The sequence below is a fragment of the Streptomyces sp. NBC_01198 genome (assembly GCF_036010485.1).
GTDB lineage: Bacteria > Actinomycetota > Actinomycetes > Streptomycetales > Streptomycetaceae > Actinacidiphila.
Window position 1 is genome coordinate 4210394 of record NZ_CP108568.1, and the last position, 22799, is coordinate 4233192.

Annotated in this window: 19 protein-coding genes; 10 read left to right on the forward strand and 9 right to left on the reverse strand. The window is 74.7% G+C overall.

All coding sequences use genetic code 11. The features are described 5' to 3' along the window. Positions 1-49: 49 nt before the first annotated feature. Positions 50-1522 carry a glycoside hydrolase family 26 protein gene (locus OG702_RS18920; protein WP_442814468.1) on the forward strand — a complete coding sequence of 491 codons (1473 nt, stop codon included), beginning with the start codon at positions 50-52 and terminating at the stop codon, positions 1520-1522. Between the two features lie 16 nt (positions 1523-1538). Here OG702_RS18920 and OG702_RS18925 read toward each other — a convergent pair whose 3' ends face one another. From OG702_RS18925 to OG702_RS18960, 8 genes are all read right to left on the reverse strand, one after another. Then, the gene (locus OG702_RS18925; protein ID WP_327290071.1) at positions 1539-2690 is read right to left on the reverse strand and encodes a GNAT family N-acetyltransferase; all 1152 of its coding nucleotides are present in this window, start codon (positions 2688-2690) and stop codon (positions 1539-1541) included. After that, positions 2687-3286, reverse strand: coding sequence for a lipopolysaccharide biosynthesis protein (locus tag OG702_RS18930; RefSeq protein WP_327290072.1), 600 nt, complete (start codon positions 3284-3286; stop codon positions 2687-2689). The genes OG702_RS18925 and OG702_RS18930 overlap by 4 nt, the downstream gene beginning before the upstream one ends. Before the next feature lie 8 nt (positions 3287-3294). Next, on the reverse strand, positions 3295-4410 hold the full coding sequence (locus OG702_RS18935) for a glycosyltransferase (protein ID WP_327290073.1): 1116 nt from the start codon (positions 4408-4410) through the stop codon (positions 3295-3297). 900 nt (positions 4411-5310) lie between these two features. Next, positions 5311-6060, reverse strand: coding sequence for a polysaccharide deacetylase family protein (locus OG702_RS18940; protein ID WP_327290074.1), 750 nt, complete (start codon positions 6058-6060; stop codon positions 5311-5313). After that, positions 6050-7660 carry a lipid II flippase MurJ gene (locus tag OG702_RS18945; RefSeq protein WP_327290075.1) on the reverse strand — a complete coding sequence of 537 codons (1611 nt, stop codon included), beginning with the start codon at positions 7658-7660 and terminating at the stop codon, positions 6050-6052. The genes OG702_RS18940 and OG702_RS18945 overlap by 11 nt, the downstream gene beginning before the upstream one ends. Next, the gene (locus OG702_RS18950; protein WP_327290076.1) at positions 7657-8997 is read right to left on the reverse strand and encodes an O-antigen ligase family protein; all 1341 of its coding nucleotides are present in this window, start codon (positions 8995-8997) and stop codon (positions 7657-7659) included. Before OG702_RS18950 ends, OG702_RS18945 begins: the two co-directional genes overlap by 4 nt. Before the next feature lie 7 nt (positions 8998-9004). Continuing rightward, on the reverse strand, positions 9005-10807 hold the full coding sequence (locus OG702_RS18955) for a sugar transferase (protein WP_327290077.1): 1803 nt from the start codon (positions 10805-10807) through the stop codon (positions 9005-9007). Next, a complete protein-coding gene (locus OG702_RS18960; RefSeq protein WP_327290078.1) occupies positions 10804-12024 on the reverse strand; it encodes a glycosyltransferase in 1221 nt (406 codons plus the stop codon). The genes OG702_RS18955 and OG702_RS18960 overlap by 4 nt, the downstream gene beginning before the upstream one ends. Positions 12025-12401: 377 nt before the next feature. Between OG702_RS18960 and OG702_RS18965 the strand changes: the two genes are divergently transcribed. The 7 genes from OG702_RS18965 to OG702_RS18995 all read left to right on the forward strand — a co-directional run bounded on the left by OG702_RS18965 (position 12402) and on the right by OG702_RS18995 (position 16947). Further along, entirely contained in the window at positions 12402-12812 is a 411-nt protein-coding gene (locus OG702_RS18965; RefSeq protein WP_327290079.1) for a rodlin, read from the forward strand. Between the two features lie 323 nt (positions 12813-13135). After that, entirely contained in the window at positions 13136-13324 is a 189-nt protein-coding gene (locus tag OG702_RS18970; RefSeq protein WP_327293285.1) for a chaplin, read from the forward strand. A 135-nt stretch (positions 13325-13459) separates the two neighbouring features. Beyond that, positions 13460-14029 (forward strand): chaplin, encoded by a 570-nt coding sequence (locus tag OG702_RS18975; RefSeq protein WP_327290080.1) that lies wholly within the window; start codon positions 13460-13462, stop codon positions 14027-14029. A gap of 213 nt (positions 14030-14242) precedes the next feature. After that, complete coding sequence (locus tag OG702_RS18980) at positions 14243-14608, forward strand: hypothetical protein (protein WP_327290081.1); 366 nt, start codon at positions 14243-14245, stop codon at positions 14606-14608. Between the two features lie 137 nt (positions 14609-14745). Then, positions 14746-15153, forward strand: a complete 408-nt coding sequence (locus OG702_RS18985) for a rodlin (protein WP_327290082.1) — start codon at positions 14746-14748, stop codon at positions 15151-15153. 178 nt (positions 15154-15331) lie between these two features. Further along, the gene (locus OG702_RS18990; protein WP_327290083.1) at positions 15332-16306 is read left to right on the forward strand and encodes a GlxA family transcriptional regulator; all 975 of its coding nucleotides are present in this window, start codon (positions 15332-15334) and stop codon (positions 16304-16306) included. A 2-nt stretch (positions 16307-16308) separates the two neighbouring features. Then, complete coding sequence (locus tag OG702_RS18995; protein WP_327290085.1) at positions 16309-16947, forward strand: DJ-1/PfpI family protein; 639 nt, start codon at positions 16309-16311, stop codon at positions 16945-16947. 22 nt (positions 16948-16969) lie between these two features. On the opposite strand, the gene OG702_RS19000 is transcribed toward OG702_RS18995, so the two are convergent. Next, on the reverse strand, positions 16970-17431 hold the full coding sequence (locus OG702_RS19000) for a MarR family winged helix-turn-helix transcriptional regulator (protein WP_327290086.1): 462 nt from the start codon (positions 17429-17431) through the stop codon (positions 16970-16972). A gap of 124 nt (positions 17432-17555) precedes the next feature. Between OG702_RS19000 and OG702_RS19005 the strand changes: the two genes are divergently transcribed. Further along, a complete protein-coding gene (locus OG702_RS19005; RefSeq protein WP_327290087.1) occupies positions 17556-18401 on the forward strand; it encodes an SDR family oxidoreductase in 846 nt (281 codons plus the stop codon). A 290-nt stretch (positions 18402-18691) separates the two neighbouring features. Then, entirely contained in the window at positions 18692-22795 is a 4104-nt protein-coding gene (locus OG702_RS19010) for a bifunctional nitrate reductase/sulfite reductase flavoprotein subunit alpha (protein WP_327290088.1), read from the forward strand. The last annotated feature ends 4 nt before the right edge of the window (positions 22796-22799 follow it).

Genomic DNA, 22799 nt, shown 5'->3' on the forward strand with positions numbered 1-22799 from the left:
AGCGCGTGTGCGTGTCCCGGCGCCCGCGCCTGACGAGCAAGGAGTGACCATGGCCAACCGACGCCACTGGATGGCGGGGACGGGTGTCGGAGTCGCCACGGCCGCTCTGCTGATGACCGGCCTGACGACCACCGCCCTCGGCTCCGCCTTCACCGGCGCCCGCAGCCCGTTCGGCGCCGCCTCGGCCCACCCCGGCACCCTGACCGTCCCGTACATGGGCGCCTTCACCGACTCGGGCTCCGAGGGCGTCGAGCACATCGCCGAGCTGGAGGACTGGCTCGGCGGCACCCCGATGCGCGTCGGCCACACCTACCTGCCCGGTGACAGCTGGCAGGGCATCGAGGGCGACCAGGACCTGCTGCAGCCCTGGGCGGACTGGCGGCGGGCGGACCCGAGCCGGCTGTTCGTGCTCAACGTGCCGATGCAGGCGCGCAACGAGGACCACCTCGGCGACAGCCAGGTCCGCTCGCTGATCCAGCAGGGCGCGAGCGGCGCCTTCGACGAGCACTTCACCCGGCTGGCGCAGCACCTGGTGGAGCTGGGCGTGCCCGACACCGTGATCGTGCTCGGCTGGGAGATGAACGGCACCACCTACTCGCACCGCTGCGCCCCCGACCCGGCGGACTGGAAGACGTACTGGAACCGCGTCGTCACCGCGATGCGGTCGGTGCCCGGCCAGAAGTTCCGCTTCGACTTCGCGCCCAGCCGCGGCACCGACGACATCCCGTGGACCGAGTGCTATCCCGGCGACGACACGGTCGACGTCATCGGCATGGACTCCTACGACCAGCCGCCGGGCGAGCCCTTCTACGAGCAGGTCACCGAACCGTACGGGCTCCAGGCGCAGGTCGACTTCGCGGACCGGCACGGCAAGGAGGTCTCCTACCCGGAGTGGGGCCTGTTCAGGAACGGCGACGACCCGGACTACGTCGCCCTGATGCTGCGCTGGATGAGCGACCACAACGCGCTCTACCAGACCATCACCGACTACTGCCCGCACGGCGTGTGGCAGTGCACGGACAATCCGATGTCGTCGAGGGTCTTCCGCGCGATGCTCTACGCCCGCAATACGCAGCCCGAACCGCTGCCCGAGCCGACGGAGTCGGCAAAGCCGACGCCCATCGCGACGCCGACACTTACGGTGACGCCTTCGGTGACGCTGGCACCCGCCGTGACGCCGAGCCCTTCGGTGACGCTGGCACCCGCCGTGACGCCGACACCCTCGGTCACGCCGACGCCCACCGTGACCCCGACGCCTTCCGTGACGCCCAGCCCGGTCGGTTCCGCGCCGACGACCGTGCCGCACCCTCCGGCCCCGTCCGCCCCGCCCGTGGCGCCGCCCGGGGCAGCGCCCGTACCGAAGCCGCTGGCCACTGTCGAGGCGTGCCTGCCGCTCGAACTGAGCGACGACATGAAGAAGCAGTACGAGAGCGGTCAGATGTGCTTCCACCTCACGCCCAAGGCGGCGCCCAAGGCGACGAAGCCGCCGGCCACACCGGGGGTGCCCAAGAAGACGGCGTGACGCAGCCGGCGGCAGGTCACGCCCGGCGCGCCCGCAGGTCGTTCAGGCGGGCGCGCCAGGCCCGCAGGGCGGGCAGCCGGGCCGCGGCGGTGCGGCGGGCGCGGACGGCGGCGACGTTCAGCGCGTGGCGGGCGTAGAGCAGCGGCCCGAGCGGGCGGTTGGCCAGCAGCAGCCGGTGGTTGGGCAGATGCTCGGGCTTCCAGTGGAATTTGTGCGGCTCCGCGCCGCGCAGCAGTGTCAGCACCGGCCGCCCGCCGCCCGCCGCGTGGCGTACGCCGTGCCGCATCAGCAGCGTCGTGACGTCGACCTTCGTGCCGCGCAGGTCCGGGTGGGCGCCGTAGAGGTAGCCGCCGGCCAGGGCGGGCGACAGGACGGTCAGGTTCGCCGCGACCACCGCGCCGCCGACGCTGAACTCGGTGACCACCGCGTCGCCCGCCGCCACCATCGCGGCCGCCGCGCGCGTCAGGTGCTGGGCGAAGCGCGGCCGCACGTGTTCCGGGGTCACCCCGCGGCCCTGCCACTGCATATGGTGCAGCCGCAGCATGGTGGCGACCGCGTCGCCCACCTCGTGCGCGGGGACGTCCCGCTCCAGCACCCCGGCCGCGTCCAGCTTGCGCAGGTCGGACCTGATGCGCTGCCCGCGCGAGCTGCCGACCCGGGCGATCAGGCCGTCCATCGGCAGGCCGGGCAGTTCCAGGCACACCGAGTCGGCCGCCCGCCGCTTCGGGCCGCGCCAGGCCTCGTACAGCGCGTGGGCCGCGCCGCCGGCCCGTACCTCGCGCAGGTCGACCACCGCTCCCCTGGCGGCCCGCCGCAGGCCCGCGGCGAGGGCGGCGGTCACCTCGCCCGCGGGCAGGGTGTCGGCGGCGACCAGGACGTCGGCGTAGTCGGTGATCCCGCCGCCGAGCGGCAGCAGCACCGGCAGCGGACGGAAGGTGCGCAGCAACGGCGCCGCACCGACCAATTCGCCCTGGCAGCGGACCAGGACCACCCGGAGGCGGTCGCGGCGGGTGGCGTAGGACAGCCACCAGGAGTGCAGCCAGGCGTGGCTCTGGAAGGGCGTCGCCTGCGGGCAGCGCCGGTGCAGGGCCGTCCACTCGTCGGCGAGCGCGGCGAATTCGCGCGGGTCGCGGCAGATGGTGACGGCCAGACCGGCGGGGGGCGTCACACGCTCTCCCGGGCGGCGGGGGCGTGGGCCGGTGCGGGTACGGCCGCCGCGCCGTCGGCGTCCTCGCGCCGGGACGCCGGACGTACCAGCAGCGCCAGCGCGCCCAGCAGCCCGCCCGCGCTCGCGCCCACCGCGGCGGACAGGGCCGCCGACGGCGAGGCGGGGGAGGCGGGGGCGGAGGCGGGCGAGAAGACCAGCAGGCGCACCCCGGTGCTCGGCGCGTTGCGGTTGCCGGTCGCGGTGAGGGACCGGGCCACGGCGTTGGCGTAACGGGCCGCGGCAGGCCCGCTCGCCGCCGTACCCGTCACCGAGATCATCGGCGCGTCCGGCGAGGTCTGCGCCTGTACGTGCCCGCGCAGGCTGTCGGCCGGGGTCCCGGCGGCCGCCTGGGCCCCCGCGAGCACCGCGGAGCCGGTCACCACCCGGCCGTACGCCTGCGCGAAGCCCAGTGCCGTCGGCGAGTCGGCGTGGTCGGGTACGACCATCACGTAGCTGGTCGCGGCATATTGCGGCGCCGCGGCCAGCCCGTAGCCGAGGCCGGCGGCCAGGCCGATGCCGAGGCCCAGCGGGAGCGGGACCCAGCGGGGTGCCTTCATGCGCGTGCTCATTTCTTCCTGGCGGACGCGAGAGCCGAGGCGTACAGGGCCAGGACGCGGTCCGCGGTGTGGGCGATGTGGTACTGCTCGACGGCCCGCGGCACCGGCAGCCGCACCGGGCCCGCGCGGCGCTGCCGGCTGATCGCCGCGGCCAGTTCCTCCGGCCCCGCGCCGATCCGGCTCGCGCCGGGCGCGTCGTACGGCGGCAGGTCCTCGATCGCCGGGCAGGCGGCGTAGAGCACGGGCAGCCCGGCCGCCAGCGCCTCCACCACGGCCAGCCCGAAGGCCTCCTCGGGGCACGGCGACACGAACAGGTCCGCCGCGGCCAGCACCTCGGGCACGTCCGGCCCGCCGTCCAGGGCGCTCACCACCATGACGCGGTCCGCCGCGCCGAGGCCGGCGGCGAGCCGCAGCAGGTCGCCGCGCTCCGGGCCCGTGCCGGCGAGCAGCAGATACGTACCGGGGTTCGCGGCGGCCGCGCGCACCAGCAGGTCGAACCGCTTGGCCCGAACGAGGCGGCCGACGCCGCTCACGACGTAGCCCGCGGGCGGCAGGCCCAGCCGCCCGCGTACCGCCGCGCGTACGGCGGCGTCGTGGCGGAAGCGCGCCGGGTCGATGCCGTTCGGCACCACCCGGATGCGGTCGTCCGCGACGCCCCAGGCACGGAGGCGGTGCGCGACCGTCGCCGACACCGCGGCGGTGCCCGAGCCCATGCGCTCCGTCGCGCGGTACAGCGCCCGCGTGCCCGCGCTCAGCGGCCGGCCCTCGATCTGCGAGTCCCCGAGCGAGTGCTCGGTCGCCACCACCGCCCGCACCCCCGCCAGGCGGGCGGCGACCCTGCCGTACACGCAGGCGCGGTAGAGGTGGGTGTGCACCAGGTCGAACCCCCCCGACCTGATGAGCCGCACCAGCCGCGGCACCGCGCTCAGGTCCCGATTCCCCGCCATGCCCAAGTGGGTGACCTCTGTGCCGTCCGCCCGGATCCCGTCCGCGACGACCCCCGGATTCGTGAGCGTCACGACATGACACTGCGCCGCGTCCCGTGGCAGATGCCGCAACAAGAGCCGCAACTGCTGCTCGGCCCCGCCGATCCCGAGCCCAGTGATGACATGCACGACCTTCACCCCTCCTCACCCCCCACCCACGTGCTCCCGCACCTGCCGGTGCGCGGCGGCTTGTCTCGCCCCTGGTGGCGGTTGCGGTCCGTTGCGCCGCAGCGGTGCGTGGCGGCTTGTGGCGCAGTTCCCCGCGCCCCTGGGTTGGTGCCCGCGAGTTCGCACCTGCCGCTGCACGCTGGCTGCCGACGCAGTCCCCCGCGCCCCCGGCCGTCCGCCGGCACCGCAGAGGCCCAAAGGACAGTCCGCCCACCCACGGTGCACCGCACCGTGCCCACGGCCTGCGGCCACATCAGGGCCGCGGGGAACGGCGCGACCGGCCACGACGCACCGCCGCATGACAACGCACCGACCGGGCGCCCCGCCAGAACGCACGGCAGCGTGCCCATGGTCGGACGCCGCAACGGGGGCGCGGGGAACGGCGCGACCGGCCACGACGCACCGCCGCATGACAACGCACCGACCGGGCGCCCCGCCAGAACGCACGGCAGCGTGCCCATGGTCGGACGCCACAACGGGGGCGCGAGGAACTGCGCGATCAGCCACGACGCACCGCTGTGCGACATCGGACCGATGGGGTGTTCGCCCACGGCGGACCGCGGTGTGCCCACGGGCAGCGGTGACGTCGGGGGCGCGGGGAACTGCGCGACCAGCCACGGCGGACCGTCGGATCGCATCGGACCGATGGGGTGTCCGCCCACGGCGGACCGCGGTGTGCCCACGGGCAGCGGCGCCATCAGGGGCGCGGGGAACGGCGCGACCAGCCACGACGCACCGCCGGGCCGCCAAAAACCGCACCTCCCCCCGCCGGCGGGAGGACCGCCGGCCACCGTGGCCAGGGGCGCCGGGAACGGCGCGAGGAGCCGAGTGGGGGCGGGTGGGGTGCCCATCTGCCCGCCGCGGCAGCGGCTAGGCATGGAGGGCCCGCAGCCGCTCAAGCGGCACGCGCCCCGCGGGAAAGGCGTGCAGAAGGCGCTTCACGCGCAACCGCGCGGACGAGTCGCGGTCGCCGACGTAGGTGCGGGGCAGCGCGAAGGTCCCGGCGAGCGCCCCGGGCGCGACCCCGCAGGCGTAGGCGTAACCCGCGGAGCGCACCGCCCGGACGGCCCGGGAGTCCACCGCGCCGTAGGGGTAGCAGAAGCCCTCGGGCGGCCGCCCGGTGAGCTCGGCGAGCAGCGCCCGGCTCCCGGCGGCCTCGGCGGCGAGCCGCCCTTCGTCGGCGGAGGTGAGGTCGGTGTGGACCAGCCCGTGCGACCCCACCTCCATCCCGGCGGAGCCGACCGCACGGATCTGCTCGGCGGTGAGCAGGGGCTTGCGCGGCCCGTCCGCGTCCCACGCGTTGGTGCCGCCGAGGCGCCCGGGCAGGACGAAGACGGTGGCGCGGTGGCCGTGTTCGAGCAACAGCGGCACGGCGGTGGTGAGGAAGTCGGCGTAACCGTCGTCGAAGGTGAGCCCGACGAGCCGCCGCCCGCGGCCTTCCGAACGGGCCCGGAGGAGTTCGCCGACGCCGACGCCGGTGAGGCCGTTCCGCCGCAGCCAGATGAGTTGTTCTGCGAGCCGCTGCGGGCTGACGGTGACGAGGTAGGGGTCGTCACCGCAGTCCGCGACGGAGTGGTACATGAGCACCCAGGGGACGGGTGGCGCGGCTTCAGACGGCATGAGGCAGGCTCCGTACGGGTGCGCCGGCCGCGGCTGCTGCGGCGGCGAAGGCGAGCGGGACGGTGAGGCAGCAGGCGGCCGCGACGAGGACCGCGGGGCCGGGCAGCAGCCGGGTGGTGCACCACCCGGCACCGGTGGCCGCGGCGGCGGCGAGGACGTAGGGGCAGACGGCGGCGACGAGGGCGGCCACCCGGACGGGGACGGCGCGGGCGGCCAGCCCCCGCAGCAGGAGGACGGCGGTCAGGCTGATCCCGGCGGCGTTGCCGGCCGCGATGCCGTACGCGCCCCACGCGCTGACGGCGGCGGTGTCGGCGACGGCGGTCAGGCCCAGGCCGGCGGCCATCGCGGCGACGGGGTACCAGGTCGGCCGGCCCGCGGAGAAGTACGGCCGGATGAGCGCGCCGACCAGGCTCTGCCCGAGCAGCCCGAGCGCGTAGACCCGCATGACGGCGGCGGTCGCGGCGGTGTCGGCCTGGTCGAAGGCGCCGCGCTGGAAGAGCGTCTGGATGATCTGCGGCGCGCAGGCGATGACGTACGCGGTGCCGAGCAGGACGACGACGCAGGCCAGGGTGAGGTCGCGCTCGACCCGCTGCCTGGCGCGTTCGCGGTCGCCCGCGGCGAGGGCGCGCGCGACGACCGGGAAGGTGACGGTGCAGACCATGATCGACAGCGCCATCGGCAACTGCGCCACCTTCTGAGCGTAGTTGAGGTGCGAGATCGCCCCGGCGGGCAGCCCGGCCGCGAAGAACCGCTCGACCAGCACCTGCGCCTGCCGCGCGACGGCGAACAGCACGACGGGGACGACGAGGGCCAGCCCGATCGGGACCCGCGCTCGGCGCTGGACGGGGAACGGACGCGGTGCGCCGGGCGGCGCCGGGTCCGCGAGCGGCGCGGCCTGAACCCCGTCCCCCGCCGCCCCCGGCCGCAAAGCCCGTACGAAGGACGGCAGTTGGACCAGCACCATGAGCGCGCCCCCCACCGCCACCCCGGCCGCCGCCGACTGGACGCCCCAACGGCCGTGCAGGGCCAGCAGGGTGCTGACGATGCCGACGTTGTAGGCGACGTAGACGGCGGCCGGCGGGAGGAAGCGGTGGTGGGCGCGCAGGGCGGCGCTGAGGTAGCCGGTGAGGCCGAAGGTGAGGACGGTGGCGGCGGTCAGCCGGGTGCAGCTGACGGCCAGGCGGGGGTCGGCCAGCCCGGGGGCGAGGAGATGGACGACCAGCGGCGCGGCGGCGCACAGGGCCGCGGTGGCCGCGGCGAGCAGTGCGGCGAGGCGCGGCAGGGTGCCGCGGACCAGGGCGTTCGTGCCGCCTCTGGCGAGGGCCGCGCTGAAGGCCGGGACGAGCAGCAGTGCCATCGCGTCCTCGATGAGGACGGTCGCGGCGAGTTCCGGCACCGTCCAGGCGACGAGGAAGGCGTCGCTGCCCGCGCCCGCGCCGAACAGCCGCGCGATGACCTGGTCCCGCAGCAGGCCGAGTACGGACCCGGCGACACTCAGCCCCGCGGTCAGCGCGGCGGCCCGCGCCACGAAACCGCGCGGCGGCGCCGCATGGGGCGGGTCCGGGCGCAGCCGCGGCGGCAGGCGTACGAGCTCGGTCATCGCGCGCCGCCGTCCTCCGCGTGCAGCGCCCACCACGCGGCGAGGCCCAGCAGCAGCGCGGTCAGCACGGTCGAGGGGCCGCCGATGTCGGCGTAGAGGAAGTCCACGCACTGCCAGGCGAGCAGCCCGACCGCGGCCATTCCCGGCCCGAGGCCGGTACGGGCGCGGGCGGCCCGCAGCCGCCGCAGTCCCAGGGCGAGGAAGGCGGCCCAGCCGCCCACCAGCAGGGTGCAGCCGAGCAGGCCCTGCTCGCTCAGCGCGAGCAGGTACATGTTGTGCGGCGAGAGCAGCGGTTCGCGGGTGAACGCCTGACCGGCGCCCGCCGTGTCGCTCGCCGAGGACAGCGCGAGGGCGGCGTGCCCGTCGCGCTCGGCGGGGAAGCGCTTGAGGCCGACGCCGGTGACGGGGTGTTCGCGCCACATGCCGAGGGCGGCCGACCACAGGGTGTACCGGTCGGTGACCGAGGGGTCGGGGGCGTCGGTGACCTGGGTGATGCTGGCGGCGCGCTCGCCGATCATGTGCGAGCCGACACCGAGGCCCCCGACCAGGACGACGGCGCTCGCGGCCAGCACGCCGAAGATCCGCAGCGCCTGGCGCCGGCCGGCGAGCAGGACCATCGCCGCGCAGGCGAGGCCGGTGGCGATCCACGTACCGCGGCTGAAGGACACCGCGAGCGGGACGACGAGCAGCGCGGCGCAGCACAGTGCCGCGGGCCGCAGCCAGGGCGGGGCGCCGCGCTGCGGCGGTACGAGGGCGTAGCCGACGGCGATCACCAGCCCGTACGCGACGACCGTCGCCATGCCCATCACATCGGAGGGGCCGAAGGTGCCGACCGCGCGGATGTCCTCGCCCATGTACGACGCGCCACTGCCGGTGGCGTACTGCCACGTGCCGACGGCGCCCTGGACGAGGGCGAGCAGCACGATCGCGGCGGCGACGACGGCGAAGTCGTGCCGGTCGCGCAGCAGCAGGACGACAGCGGCGGGCACCGCCACGAACACCTGCACATAGCGCAGGAATCCGGCGAGCCCCGCGCCCGGGTCGAGCGAGGTGACGGCGGCCGCGGCGAAACCCAGCACGGGCGCGCCCAGCACGGCGGCCGCGGCCGGGGTCAGCGGGCGGGAACGGGCACGCAGCAGCCGGACGGCGGCGGTCGCGACGAGCACCGCGGAGGCGGCGTCGGCCGGCGTTACCTTGCCCGAGGCGCTGACGTCACCGGTGCTGACCGGCGCGGCCAGCAGCAGCACCGTCGCCAGCGCGGGCAGCAGCGGGGCGTGCTGCCGCAGCTCGCGCAGCCGGGGGGAGAGCGGCGGGAGCGCCGCCGTCGCAAGGGCCATGGGCTGGTCAGCTCCCGCCGCAGCGGAACAGCGTGGCGGCGGTCCGCAGCAGGATCGACACGTCCTGCCACAGCGTCCAGCTGTCGATGTAGTGGTTGTCGAAGCGCGCCCGGTCGGCGATCGAGGTGTCGCCGCGCAGACCGTGCACCTGGGCGAGTCCGGTGATGCCGGCGGGCATCCGGTGCCGGTCGGCGTAGCCGGGCAGGGTCTGGCTGAACTGCGAGACGAAATACGGGCGTTCCGGCCGGGGCCCGACCAGGCTCATGTCGCCCCGCAGCACGTTCCACAGCTGCGGCAGCTCGTCCAGCGAGCTGCGCCGCATCAGGTGGCCCGCGCGGCTCATCCGGTCGTCGTGGGCGACGCTCCACAGCGTCGCCGACTCGTGCTCGTCGGCGGGCCGCAGCGTGCGGAACTTCAGCAGCGTGAACGGCCGCCCGTGCAGCCCGATCCGCTCCTGCCGGAAGATCACGCCGGGCCCGTCAGCCAGCCGCATGGCCAGCGCGCACGCGGCGAGCACCGGTGCCAGGCAGAGCAGCGCGGCGGCGGCCACGGCCGCGTCCAGCAGGCGCTTGCCGGCGCGGGCGATCCGGCCCGCGGTCGGCGGGTACGGGTCGAGCCTGCGGCACGCGTGGCCCCACAGGTGGCCGGCCCCGCCGTCCTTGCCGCGCCTGTCGCCGTCGACCTGCCACAGCCGGCAGCCCTGTGCGGCCAGCAGCCGTACGGTCGCGGTCGTCCTGGCGTCCATGGTCGTGGGGCCGGCGACGACGGCGTCCCGCACCGCGTTCTGGATCACCGCACGGGAGACGTCGCCGGGCGACGGCAGCACGGGCAGCACCGGCGGCGGTACGTGCGACGCCGGTACGTGCGCCTGCGGGTCGCGGCGGGCGGGCGGCTCCGGCGGCGCGGGGCGTACGGGGACCGGCGCCGCCAGGCCCACCGGGCGCATCCCGTACTCGGGACGGGCGTGCAGGACCGCGGCGATCCGGGTCGCGGAGGCCGCGTCGGTGCCGACGACCAGCGTCGAGGACGGGCGCCTGCGGGCCAGCCGGCGGCGCGTGCCGTAGACGGCGGCCCGCAGGCCGCCCGCGACGGCCACGGTCACCGCGACGGCCGCCGGCAGCGCCGTCCAGCCGGGCGCGCCGGCTCCCGCCACGACCGCGAGCATGCCCCAGGCAAGGACCGTGCGCCAGGCGAGGCCCGGCAGTTCGGCAAAGGCCCCGGGCGCGAAGCCGGGCCGGTAGAGCCCGGCCCGGTGCTGCGTGAACAGCAGGCAACCGGCGACGACGCATCCGGCCGGCAGGCCGTGCGGAACGACGGCGGCGACGCCCGCGACCGCCCCCGCGCAGTCCGCGGCGGCCAGCACTCCCCCGACCCGCTCCCGCACCGCCCGATGCCGCGGCTGCCCGGCGCGGGGGGTCCTGGCGGCTTCGGACCGCCCGGAGCCACGGGCGGGCGCCGGCCGGCCGGCGGTGCGGGTCGCGGCGGGCTGCCGGTCGGCCGTGCGGGTGCCGTGGCCGTCGGTGCCCGGGCGGGCGGGGCCGCCGCCGGGCTCGTACGTCCGCGGGCTGCGGCCGGGCTCGTACGCGCGCCGGCCGCCGTCGGGTGCGACGTCCGCCTCGACCGTGGTCGTACCGCCGCCGTGTGCGGGCTCGTACATCCGCGGGCCGCCGGGCCGTTCGGGGTCGGGGCGCGGCTGGTCGCAGGTCCGGTGGCCGTCCGGGCGGCCGGGCTCGTACGCCCGCGGCGGCATCACCCGTTCGGGGTCGGGGCGTGCCTGGTCGCAGGTCCGGGGGGCGGGCTCGGGGGTCATCGGGGGAGCCGCCGGGCGCGGGCGGGGTGGGGGAGTGCCAGCACGTCGCAGTACACCGCGGCGACGTCCGCCGCGGCTCTCGCCACGTCATGCCGCTCGCGGGCCCTGGTGAGGGCGCGCAAGGACGCGGCCGTACGCAGCGGCCGGTCGCTGAGCAGCGCCAGCAGGGCCGCGGCCAGGGCGGTGGTGTCCCCGACCGGGACCACGCACCCCGGGGCGTCCTCTTCGGGCAGGCCCTCTCGCGAGCCGCTGACGTCGGTGGTCACCACCGGGCGCCCGCAGGCCATGGCCTCCAGCGGCGCCAGCGCCATGCCCTCCCACCGGGAGGGCAGCACGACGACGTCGGCGGCCTGATACCACGGCACGGTGTCACGGGCGGCGCCCGCGAGCAGGACGCCGGGCGGCGCGGCGAGCAGCAGCCGCCGGTGGTCGGGCCCGTCGCCGACCAGCACCAGGCGGGCGGCGGGGAGTGCCGCGGCGACCGCGGGCCAGGCCCGCAGCAGCACGTCCTGGCCCTTCTGCGGGCACAGCCGCCCGACGCACACCACCAGCGGCGTGCGCGGCCCGACGTCGGACAGCGCGGGCAGTGCGGCCCTGACGGCGTCGCGGTCTGGGGTGGGGGTGAAGCGGGCGAGGTCGACGCCGTTGCGCACGACCGCCCAGCGGGCGCGTACTCCTGCCTGCCGCCCGGCCCGCCACTCGGCGTCGCTGACGCACAGCACCCGGTCCGCCCAGCGCGCCGCGTGCCGCTCCCAGGCGCGTGCGGCGGTCGCGGTGGCGCCGCCGACCGCGTCGAAGGACCAGGCGTGCGGCTGGAAGACGGTCGGCACGCGGCCGCGCACGGCCAGCCGCCCCGCCAGGCCCGCCTTGGCGCTGTGCAGGTGCAGCAGGTCGGGGCGCACCTCGCGGACCAGCCGGGCGGCCGCCGCGGTCTCGGCGGGGAGCGCGGGGCCCGGCGAGCGGCGGGCCGGCCAGTGCACGATCCGGGCGCCGGCGCGCGCCGCGGCCTGCGGCAGCGTGTCGGGCCCGGGCACCACCGGTTCCGGCGCGCCGGCGCGGTCCACGGCGCCCGGGGTCGGGCAGCCGACGACCACCCGCGCGCCCGCCCGTACCTGCGCGCGGACCAGGTCGGCCACGACGCGGGCCACTCCGCCCTCGACGGGCTGAGCCAAGTGCAGCACCGTCAGTCCGGCGATTCCGTCCTGCTGTTGCGGCATCGCGCGCCGTTCTCCCTCTACGAGCCCGTCAAACCCCGCCACTCGGTCCCGTGGGCGGCTGCCCGGTCTCAACGAGTACCGAACCGGTCGGGTAATCCCCGGGAAACAGGAATGCACCGTCGCAGACGGCGCGTCGAAAATCACGTAAGCCGCGCGAACAGGGGCGCCGTTGCGACCTCTTACGACAATCCCACCGCAGCAGGTTGACGTCGCGTCAATCCCCTGCTGCGCGCTCACCCCTCCGCCTGGTGCAGGCGAACGGCTCGGCCACCGCTATCCATTCGGGTGAAACGTCATTACTAAACGCCCGCCCGGATGTTGGACAGCGCGACCCGTCTTCCGGGGGCACACTCACTCCAGTTCACAAAGGACCCACCGTGATCAAGAAGTTCCTCGCCACGGCTGCCGTGGCCGTCTCCGTCGCGGGCGTCTCGGCGTCTGTCGCCCCGCAGGCCATGGCCATCGGCAACGACACCGGGACCACGACCGCCAACGGCAACGGTTCCGAGCAGAACTACGGCAACACCTACACCAGCGGCTACATGAGCCCGTCGTTCGCGCTGATCCAGGGCTCGCTCAACAAGCCCTGCATCGCGCTGCCCGCGAAGGCCAACCTGGGCTCGCTCGTCGGCCTGGTCCCGATCGCCGTCCAGGACGTCAACGTCCTGTCGTCGCCGCAGAACCAGCAGTGCACCGAGAACTCGACCCAGGCCAAGGGCGACGAGCCGCTGTCGCACATCCTGGACAACATCCCGGTGCTGTCGGGCAACGGCGCGGCCAACAACTGAGCACGCGGACCCGCAGGTCTGCCAGGCCCCCTTTTCGCGGCTCCGGCCGCCGGTGGAAAGCCGGCGGCCGGAGCCGTTCCCCGTGCAGGAAGGCAGAATTCCCGCCCTCCATTCGAGTGGATGATGCCACCGAAGAAGTGCGGGGAGTCACCTACCGGCATCAATCGTCGTTGACCTGTCGGCGCGGTGTGCAGGAGTCCGTGAAAAGCGGGTTCCGCCGACACGAAATCCGTGTCGGTGCAAGCCGCCGCCGCCGGAAAAGGAGTAGAACCGTGAAGAAGCTCACCAAGGCAGCGGCATTCGCCGCAGGAACCGTCCTCGCGATGGGCGTCGCCAGCCCGGCGTTCGCCAGCTCTGACGCGACCGGCATCGCCGCGCACTCCCCGGGCGTGCTGTCCGGCAACCTCATCCAGGTGCCGGTCCACGTCCCGGTCAACCTGTGCGGCAACACCGTCGACATCATCGCGCTGCTCAACCCGGCGTTCGGCAACGCCTGCGTCAACGCCGACTGACGACGACCGACGCGAACCGGTCGGGCACGACGTTCTGATCAGGTACCGCCCCGGACCGGGTGCGCTCGCACTCCGGGGCGGTCCGTCATCTGCACCACCCCTGGCACGACCTTGCACGAGCGGAGAAACAAGTCGATGCGACGACAGATTCTGAGCCGGAGTCTGCTCACCGTTGCTGCCGCGAGCAGCATCCTCGCCGTGACGGGCGGCTACGCAAGCGCGGACTCCGACGCCCAGGGCGGCTCGAATGAATCGCGCCATTCGGCCGACGACCATTCGCAGCAGGCCGACGCGGCGAGCGAAGGACAGGCACACGGAGCCACCGCGGAGAGCAGCGCGCAGGGCTCCCCCGGTGTGCTGTCGGGAAACACGGTGAATATCCCCATCCAGGCGCCGGTGAACGTGTGCGGGAACTCCGTCGACGTGGGCGCGCTGCTCAATGCGGTGAGCGGTAATTCCTGTGCGAACGGCGAGGCGCCGGCCACCCCCGTCGTACCGGGGCCGCGGCACGCCAAGCCGCCCGCGCCCCAGGTCCGTACGCCCGCACCCCCGGTCAACACCCCCGAGGTGCACCTGGCGGAGAGCGGCGCGTCGCGCGCGGCGGTGGGCACGGCGACCGGCGCGGGGGCCGCGCTGCTGCTGAGCGGCGCGATGCTCTACCGGCGCTCCACCAGGACCGCGCGTATTCGGCGCACGTATTCCTGAGCGATTTCCCAAGTTTTCACAGGGGGGTATCCCGTGCGTATCCAGGTGGCCTCCCCGCAGGAGTGGAAAGTCAAGTTCCCGCTCTATCGGGTGATTGTCAGGCGCCGGGTCCGCACACAGTTTCCGTTGCACTCCGTAGTCGTTGTCCATGCCGACAGACATCCGGCGCTACCGAAAGGGTGGCAAGTGAAGTACTCGAAGGTTGCAGCGGTCGTGGCCGGTTCCATGATGGCGGTCGGCGTGGCGGCGCCCGCGTTCGCCGACACCGTGAGCTCCGACAACATGAGCACGATGCCCACCAGCATCAACGGTGGCGTCGAGCAGGCGCTCAACGAGCAGCCGCTGCAGAAGGCCGCCGACAGCGCGCAGGTCGACTCCACGCTGAACACCCTCTCCAAGGCGACCGAACACCTCCGGGGCGACACCTCGGCCGACGCCCTCGCGGGTCAGGCGAGCACGGCCACCCAGGGTGTCGCCCAGTCCGGTCTTGCCGGCGCCGTGCCGGGCGCCTCGCTGCTCGGCGGGCTCCCGCTGGGCAGCCTGCCGCTGGCGGGCGTGCTCGGCGGTCTCGGCGGCTGACGATCCGTCACGTCCCCGGCGGGTCGACTCCACCATCGGAGTGAATCGCCGGAACCAAACCCTCCGTGAGCGGTTGATCAGATCGCTCAGACCTTCCTTCCAGAACCGTGCTATCTCGCACCGCAAAGGGACACACAATGATCAAGAAGATCCTGGCCGGAGCCGCCATCGCCGCCTCGGTCGTCGCCGTCGGCGCCACCGCCTCCCCGGCCATGGCTCTCGGTGACGACTCGGGCACCACCACGGTGAACGGCAACGGCGCCGAGCAGAACTACGGCAACACCGTGACCAGCGGTACCGAGAGCCCGCAGATCGGCCTGGTCCAGGGCACCCTGAACAAGCCCTGCGTCGGCCTGCCGGTCAAGGCGAACGTCGGCTCGCTGGTCGGCCTGATCCCGGTCGCCGTTCAGGACGTCAACGTCCTGTCGTCGCCGCAGAACCAGCAGTGCGCCGAGAACTCGACCCAGGCCAAGGGCGACGAGCCGCTGTCGCACATCCTCAGCAACATCCCGGTCCTGTCCGGCAACGGCGCCAACAACGGCTGACGTCCGCCAGCTCGACCCGCACCACCCCGCACCACCTGCTCCACCCCCGGGCCGCCGGCGATCTCGCGCCGGCGGCCCTTCCGTCGTTCCGCGGGCCCTCGGGTGCTTGCGCCGGATGGCAGGAAAGGTGGGGAACCCGTCATTGCCGCCTTCCTGCCCCGCTGCCAGGCTGAGCGGCGTGACGACCAGCCGTGACGTGCTCATCGTGCTCTTCGAGGGCGTGCAGAGCCTCGACGTGACCGGGCCGCTCGAAGTCTTCGCGGCCGCCGCCGAGGTGAGCGCGGCACGGTCCGCCCCGGACGCGTACCGGGTGCGGACCGCGACCCTCGGCGGCGGAGCGGTACGCACCTCCTCCGGGTTGCGGATGCTGCCGGACGAGGACCTGCGGGCCGCGGCGCCGCCGGACGTGCTGCTGGTGCCCGGCGGCCACGGGACGTATCCGGCCGACCCCGAGGTCGTCGCACGGATCGCGGCACTCGCCCCGGGTGCCGGGCGGGTCGTGTCGGTCTGCACCGGAGCCTTCCTGCTGGCCGAGGCGGGACTGCTGGCCGGCCGGCGGGCCACCACGCACTGGGCGTACTGCGGCACGCTCGCCCGCCGCTTCCCGGCCATCACCGTCGACCCCGAGCCGATCTTCGTACGGGACGGCCGGTACGCCACCTCCGCCGGTGTCACCGCCGGCATCGACCTGGCGCTCGCGCTGGTCGAGGAGGACCTGGGCCGTGACGTGGCCCTCGCGGTGGCCCGCGGCCTGGTGGTCTTCCTGCGCAGGCCGGGCAGCCAGGCGCAGTTCAGCACGCAGCTGGCCGCGCAGGTCGCCCAGCGGCACCCCCTGCGCGAGGTCCAGCGCTGGATCACCGAGCACCCGGACGCCGACCTGTCGGTGGACGCGCTCGCCGGCCGCGCCGCCCTGTCCCCGCGGCAGTTCGCCCGCGCCTTCCGCGCCGAGGTCGGCGTCACCCCCGGGCAGTACGTCGACAGGACCAGGCTCGAAGCGGCCCGCCGGCTCCTCGAGGACACCGGCTCCGGGGTCGCCGAGGTCGCCCGCGCCGCCGGCTACGGCACATCCGAGGCGATGCGCCGCGCCTTCGTCCGTACGTTGGCGGTCGCGCCGGCGGAATACCGCCGGCGTTTCCACGCTGTCAGGAGTTGACGATGCAGATAGCCGTGCTGCTCTACGAGGGTTTCACCGCGCTCGACGTGGCCGGGCCGTACGAGATCCTGTCCCGTGTCCCCGGCGCCGAGGTGGTCCTCACCGCGGTCGAGGCGGGCCCGGTGCGCAACGACATGGCCAGCCTGGCGATGACCGCGGACCTGCCGCTCGCCGACGTCACCTCGCCCGACCTGCTGGTCGTCCCCGGCGGCCCCGGCACCGGGCAGGCGCTGGGCGACCCGGTGATCCTGGACTGGCTGCGGGCGGTCGACGCCGGCACGACCTGGACGACCTCGGTCTGCTCGGGCTCGCTGCTGCTGGCCGCCGCGGGACTGCTGACCGGGCGGCGTGCCGCCTCGCACTGGATCGCGCTGGAGCACCTGCCGTCCTTCGGCGCCGTGCCCAGCACCGACCGGGTGGTCTTCGACGGCAAGTACGCCACCGCCGCCGGGGTGTCGGCGGGCATCGACCTGGCACTGCACCTGGCGGGGCGGCTCGCGGGCGACGCGGTGGCCGAGGCGATCCAGCTGGTCGTCGAGTACGACCCCCGGCCGCCGTACTCGGCCGGCTCGGTGTCGGCCTCCCCGCCGCAGCTGGTCAGCGACCTGCGGGCGAGCGACCTGGTCGTACTGCCGCGGTGAGGCCGCCCGCGCCGGGGGCGCCTCAGGAACGGCCGACCTCGGTGGCCTGGTCGTTGCCGACCTCCGCGGCGGCGCGGAAATAGCGGTGGATCACGGCGAGGTCGGCGTCGCTGAACCTGCCGAGCATCGCGTCGTAGGCGTCCCCCGGCCCCTCCCACGCGTCGCCCAGGCCCTCCAGCGCACCCGGCGTCAGCGCCACCAGTGACCTGCGCCGGTCGTCCGGGTCGGCGCGCCGCTCGACCAGTCCCGCCGCGACCAGCCGGTCGACCAGCCGGGTCGCGGAGCCCGGGGTCAGCCCGGTCAGCGCCGCGACCTGGCCGGTGGTCAGCGGATCGGGCTCCAGGTCGAGCAGGTTGAGGCACTGCACGTCGGTGGGGTGCAGGCCGAGGCGGTCGGCCATCTTCTGGTTGAAGAGCGTCCAGGCCGCGTAGTGGCGCCGGGCCTCGATGACGACCTGGTCGAGCAGCTCCTCGCGGTCCGGCATGTGACCGCCTCCTATTCATTTGCGTGACACAAAGATTGTGGCGCACAATATCTGTGCGGCGCTTCCAGTCTACGGAGTCCGTGCCCTTGTGCCCGCCTTCCACGATCACGCCACGGGAGAAACCATGACCATCCTCGTCACCGGCAGCCGCGGACGCGTCGCCCGCACGCTCATCGACCTGCTGCACGCGCAGGGCCGCCCGCTGCGGGCCGGATCCAGCGACCCCGGTGCGCTCGACCCTCCCGGCGGCGTACCGGCCGTGCGCTGCGTGCTGGACGACCCCGGCACCTTCGGCCCCGCGCTGGCGGGGGTGAGCTCGGTCTTCCTCTACGCCGCCCGCTCCCCCGGCTCCGCGACCGCCTTCGCCGAGGCCGCCGCGGCGGCGGGCGTGCGGCACATCGTGCTGCTCTCCTCCTCCGCCGTGCTGGAACCCGGAGCGGCGGACGACGTGCTGGCCCGCGGCCATGCCGCCGTCGAGGCGGCCCTGCGCGCGGGCCCCGTCCCGGCGACCTTCCTGCGGCCGGGGGACTTCGCGGGCAACGCCCTGCAATGGGCGCGGTCCATCGCGGCGACGGACTCCGTCCGGCTGCCCTACCCCGACGCGTACACGGTGCCGCTGCACGAGCTGGACCTCGCGGAGGTGGCGGCCGCGGTGCTGACCTCCCCCGAGCAGTACGCGGCGCCGGCGTACACCCTGACCGGCCCGCAGTCGCTCACCTTCCGCGAGCAGGCGGAGATCATCGGCGCCGCCCGGGGCCGCGCGGTACGCGTCGAGACGGTGAGCCCCGCCGAGTGGAAGTCGGCGTCCGCCATCCCGTCCGCGTACGCCGACGCCCTCCTCACCTCCTGGCGCACCCACCCTTCCCCCCTCCCGACCACCCCACCCCTGACCCCCACCCCCCGCCCCTTCACCACCTGGGCAACCACCAACGCCCCGTCCTTCGCCCCCACGACGGCCGCCACCCCCTGAGGGCCGCGATCGGCCACAACGGCGCCGCGGCCAAGCAGCTCACAGCAAGTGGCAAGCACCTCAGGGGCGCGGGGAACTGCGCGCCCAGCCCCCACGGAGCCGCAGCCGAGCAACCCACTGCAAGTGGCAAGCGCAACCCCCGCCCCGGGGATGGGCCGACTCACAGCCAAGCGCCAGCGCATGTGCAGGCGCCGTAACCGCGTGCGGCCCGCGGAGTGACCCCGGCGTAATCGCCGGCTCATAGCCTGGGGCGCGGCGCGGCCGCGAGGGCCGCGGGAGGAGGCCCGCGAGTGGGGACGACGACCGTGCGGACCGTCTGCTCGTACTGCGGCGTCGGCTGCGGCCTCCTGCTCGACATCGGCGCGGGCCCTGACGGCCGCCGCACCGTGCTGAAGGCGGTCGGCGACAAGGCCCACCCGGCCAACCGCGGCCGCCTGTGCACCAAGGGCGCGACGACCGCGGAGATGCTGTCTGCGCCCGGCCGGCTGGAGCGGGCCCTGGTCCGGGAGGAGCGCGGCACGGAGCCGGTACCCGCGCCCGCCGCGGAGGCGATCGCCGAGACCGGCCGCCGCCTGCGCGCGATCCTCGACGAGCACGGCCCCGACGCGCTGTCGCTCTACGTCTCGGGCCAACTGAGCCTGGAGGCGCAGTATCTGGCGAACAAGCTCGCCAAGGGCTTCATCCGCACCAACCAGATCGAGTCCAACTCCCGCCTGTGCATGGCCAGCGCCGGCAGCGGCTACAAGCTGTCGCTGGGCGCGGACGGCCCGCCCGGGTCGTATCAGGACCTGGACCGCGCCGACGTCTTCCTGGTCATCGGCGCGAACATGGCCGACTGCCACCCCATCCTGTTCCTGCGGATGATGGAGCGGGTCAAGGCGGGCGCCCGGCTGATCGTGGTGGACCCGCGGCGGAACGCGACCGCCGCGAAGGCGGATCTGTTCCTGCAGATCCGCCCCGGCACGGATCTGGCCCTGCTCAACGGCCTGTTGCACCTGCTGCACGCGAACGGCCGCACCGACCAGGACTTCATCGACCGCTGGACCGAGGGCTGGGAGGCGATGCCGGACTTCCTCGCCGACTACCCGCCGGCGGCGGTCGCGGCCATCACCGGCATAGCGGAGGCGGACCTGCGGCGGGCCGCGGAGCTGATCGGCGCGGCGGCCGAGTGGACGAGCTGCTGGACGATGGGCCTCAACCAGTCGACGCACGGCACCTGGAACACCAACGCCTTGATCAATCTGCACCTGGCGACCGGTGCGATCTGCCGCCCGGGCAGCGGCCCGTTCTCGCTGACCGGCCAGCCGAACGCGATGGGCGGCCGGGAGATGGGGTACATGGGCCCGGGCCTGCCCGGCCAGCGCTCGGTGCTGGTGGCGGAAGACCGCGCGTTCGCCGAGGAGTTGTGGGGGCTGCCGCCCGGCGCCGTACGGGCGGACGGCAGCGGGCGCGGCACCGTGGAGATGTTCCGGCGGATGGCCGACGGCGAAATCAAGGCCTGCTGGATCATGTGCACCAACCCGGTTGCCTCGGTGGCGAACCGCCGCACCGTCATCGAGGGCCTGGAGGCGGCCGAATTCGTCGTCACCCAGGACGTCTTCGCCGACACCGAGACCAACGCCTATGCCGACATCGTGCTTCCCGGCGCGATGTGGACGGAGTCCGAGGGCGTCCTGATCAACAGCGAGCGCAACCTCACCCTCGCCCGGCAGGCCGTGGACCCGCCGGGCGAGGCGCTGCCCGACTGGCGGATCATCGCCGAGGTGGCGCGCGCGATGGGCTACGGGCAGGCCTTCGACTACGCGGGCCCCGAGGAGGTCTTCGACGAGATCCGCCGTGCCTGGAATCCGGTCACCGGCTACGACCTGCGGGGCGTGACGTACGAGCGGCTGCGCGAGACGCCGGTGCAGTGGCCGGCGCCCACCGCGGACGGTCCTGACCGCAACCCGATCCGCTACGTCGACGGCGACGGGCTGCGCTTCCCGACCCCGAGCGGGCGGGCCGTCTTCCACCCGAGACCGCACGTGCCGCCCGCCGAGATGCCCGACGACGACTTCCCGTTCGTGCTCAACACCGGCCGCGTGCAGCACCAATGGCACACCCTGACCAAGACCGGCAAGGTCGCCAGGCTCAACAAGCTCAACCCGGGCCCTTTCGTGGAGCTGCATCCGCGCGACGCGCAGGAGTTGGGGATCGCCGAGGGCGACCCGGTGGAGGTCGCCTCGCGGCGCGGCCGGGCGGTGCTGCCCGCGGTGCTGACCGACCGGGTGCTGCCAGGGTGCTGCTTCGCGCCCTTCCACTGGAACGACCTCTTCGGCGAATACCTCAGCCTCAACGCCGTCACCAGCGACGCCATCGACCCGATCTCCTTCCAGCCGGAGTTCAAGGTGTGCGCGGTGTCGCTGACGAGGGTTGCCGCCCGGGTGGCAGAGCCCCCCGAAGCCCCCGCACGTGACGCCCCGCCCGAAGTCCCGGGACCCGACGCCCCACCCGTAGTCCCCGCGCACGACGGCCCAGTGGACATCCCGGTCGACGCCCGGATCGACGTCTTCGGCGTGGCGGACCTGGCACCGCCGGTGCTCGCGGAGGACGAACGCCGCTATCTGGTCGGCTTCCTGGCCGGCCTCGGCTCCGGCGTCACCGGAGTACCGGTCCTGCCGCCCGAGGCGCCCTTCACGCCCGAGCACGCGCTGTGGGTCAACGGGGCTCTGGCGGGCATGTATTCGCGGCTGCCCGCCGGACCGCAGCCCGTAGCGCGTGCCGAGGTCCCGCAGGAGGGGCGGGAGGTGGTGGTGCTGTGGGCCTCCCAGACCGGGAACGCCGAGGACTTCGCCGCCGCCGCGGCGCGCCGCCTCACCGGCGGCGGCCACCGGGCCACCCTGCTCGGCATGGCCGACGCCTCACCGGCCGCGCTCCCGGCCGCCGCCGACCTGCTGCTGGTCACCAGCTCCTTCGGCGACGGCGAGGCACCCGACAACGGTGCCGCCTTCTGGGACGCGCTCGCCGCGCCCGGCTCCCCGCGGCTGGACGGCCGCCGTTACGCCGTCCTGGCCCTCGGTGACTCCTCCTACGCGGACTTCTGCGGCCACGGCCGCCGGCTCGACGCGCGCCTCGCCGAACTCGGCGCCGTACGGCTCGCGCCGCGTGCGGACTGCGAACCGGACTACGAGACGTCCGCCCTGGCCTGGCTCGACCGGGTGCTCGGCGCCCTGGCGACTCCCCCGGCCGAGGACGCCGCACCTACCTCGACCCCCGTGCCCCCAACCCCCGTACGGCGGGCGCCCGGCGGTACCGCCCGGCTCACCGGCAACCGGCTGCTCGGCAGGCCCGGAGCCATCAGGGAGGTCCGCCGCGTCACCCTGGACACCCGCGACAGCCCCGTCCCGCTGCCGTACGAGGCGGGCGACGCGCTCGGCATACTGCCGGCCAACCCCCCTGGCCTGGTGGACGAATGGCTCGCCGTCGCCGGCCTCGACCCGCACACCGCCGTCGGCGTCCCCGGCGTCGGGGAGGTCGCGCTGGGCGAAGCGCTGCACCGGCACCTGGACATCACCAGGATCACCCCCGACCTGCTGCGCTTCGTCGCCGACCGCACCCACGACCGGGTGCTCAGGAAGCTCCTGCGGCCCGACAACAAGGACGAACTCGCCAAGTGGTCATGGGGCAGGCAGGCGGTGGACGTCGTCGCCGCCTACGGCGTCAAGGCCCGCGCCGGCGAATGGGCCGGGGTGCTCAGGAAGCTCCAGCCGCGGCTGTACTCCATATCGTCAAGCCCGCTCACCGACCCGCAGCACATCGCGCTGACCGTCTCCGTCGTCCGCTACGACAACCCCGGCGGCCGGCCGCGCGGCGGCGTCTGCACGCCCTTCCTCGCCGACGCGCGGCCCGGTACGACGGTGCCCGTGCACGTCCGCCGCTCGCCGGGCTTCCGGCCGCCCGCCGACCCGGCCACCCCCATGATCATGGTCGGCCCCGGTACCGGCGTCGCCCCTTTCATCGGCTTCCTCGACGACCGCCGCGCCCGCGGCCACCACGGCCCCAACTGGCTCTTCTTCGGCGGCCAGCGCCGGGCCACCGACTTCTACTACGAGGACGACCTGGCCGCCCGCCTCGCCGAGGGCACCCTCACCCGCCTCGACACCGCCTTCTCCCGCGACCAGCGGGCCAAGGCCTACGTCCAGGACCGTATGCGCGAGCACGGCCCGCTCCTGTGGTCCTGGCTCCAGGACGGCGCGCACTTCTACGTCTGCGGCGACGCGTCCCGCATGGCGAAGGACGTCGACCAGGCCCTCCACGCCATCGCCGCCCGCCACGGCGGCCTCTCCCCGGAGGCCGCGACCGCCTACGTCAAGCACCTTGCCGCGCAGAAGCGCTACGTGCGGGACGTCTACTAGTGCC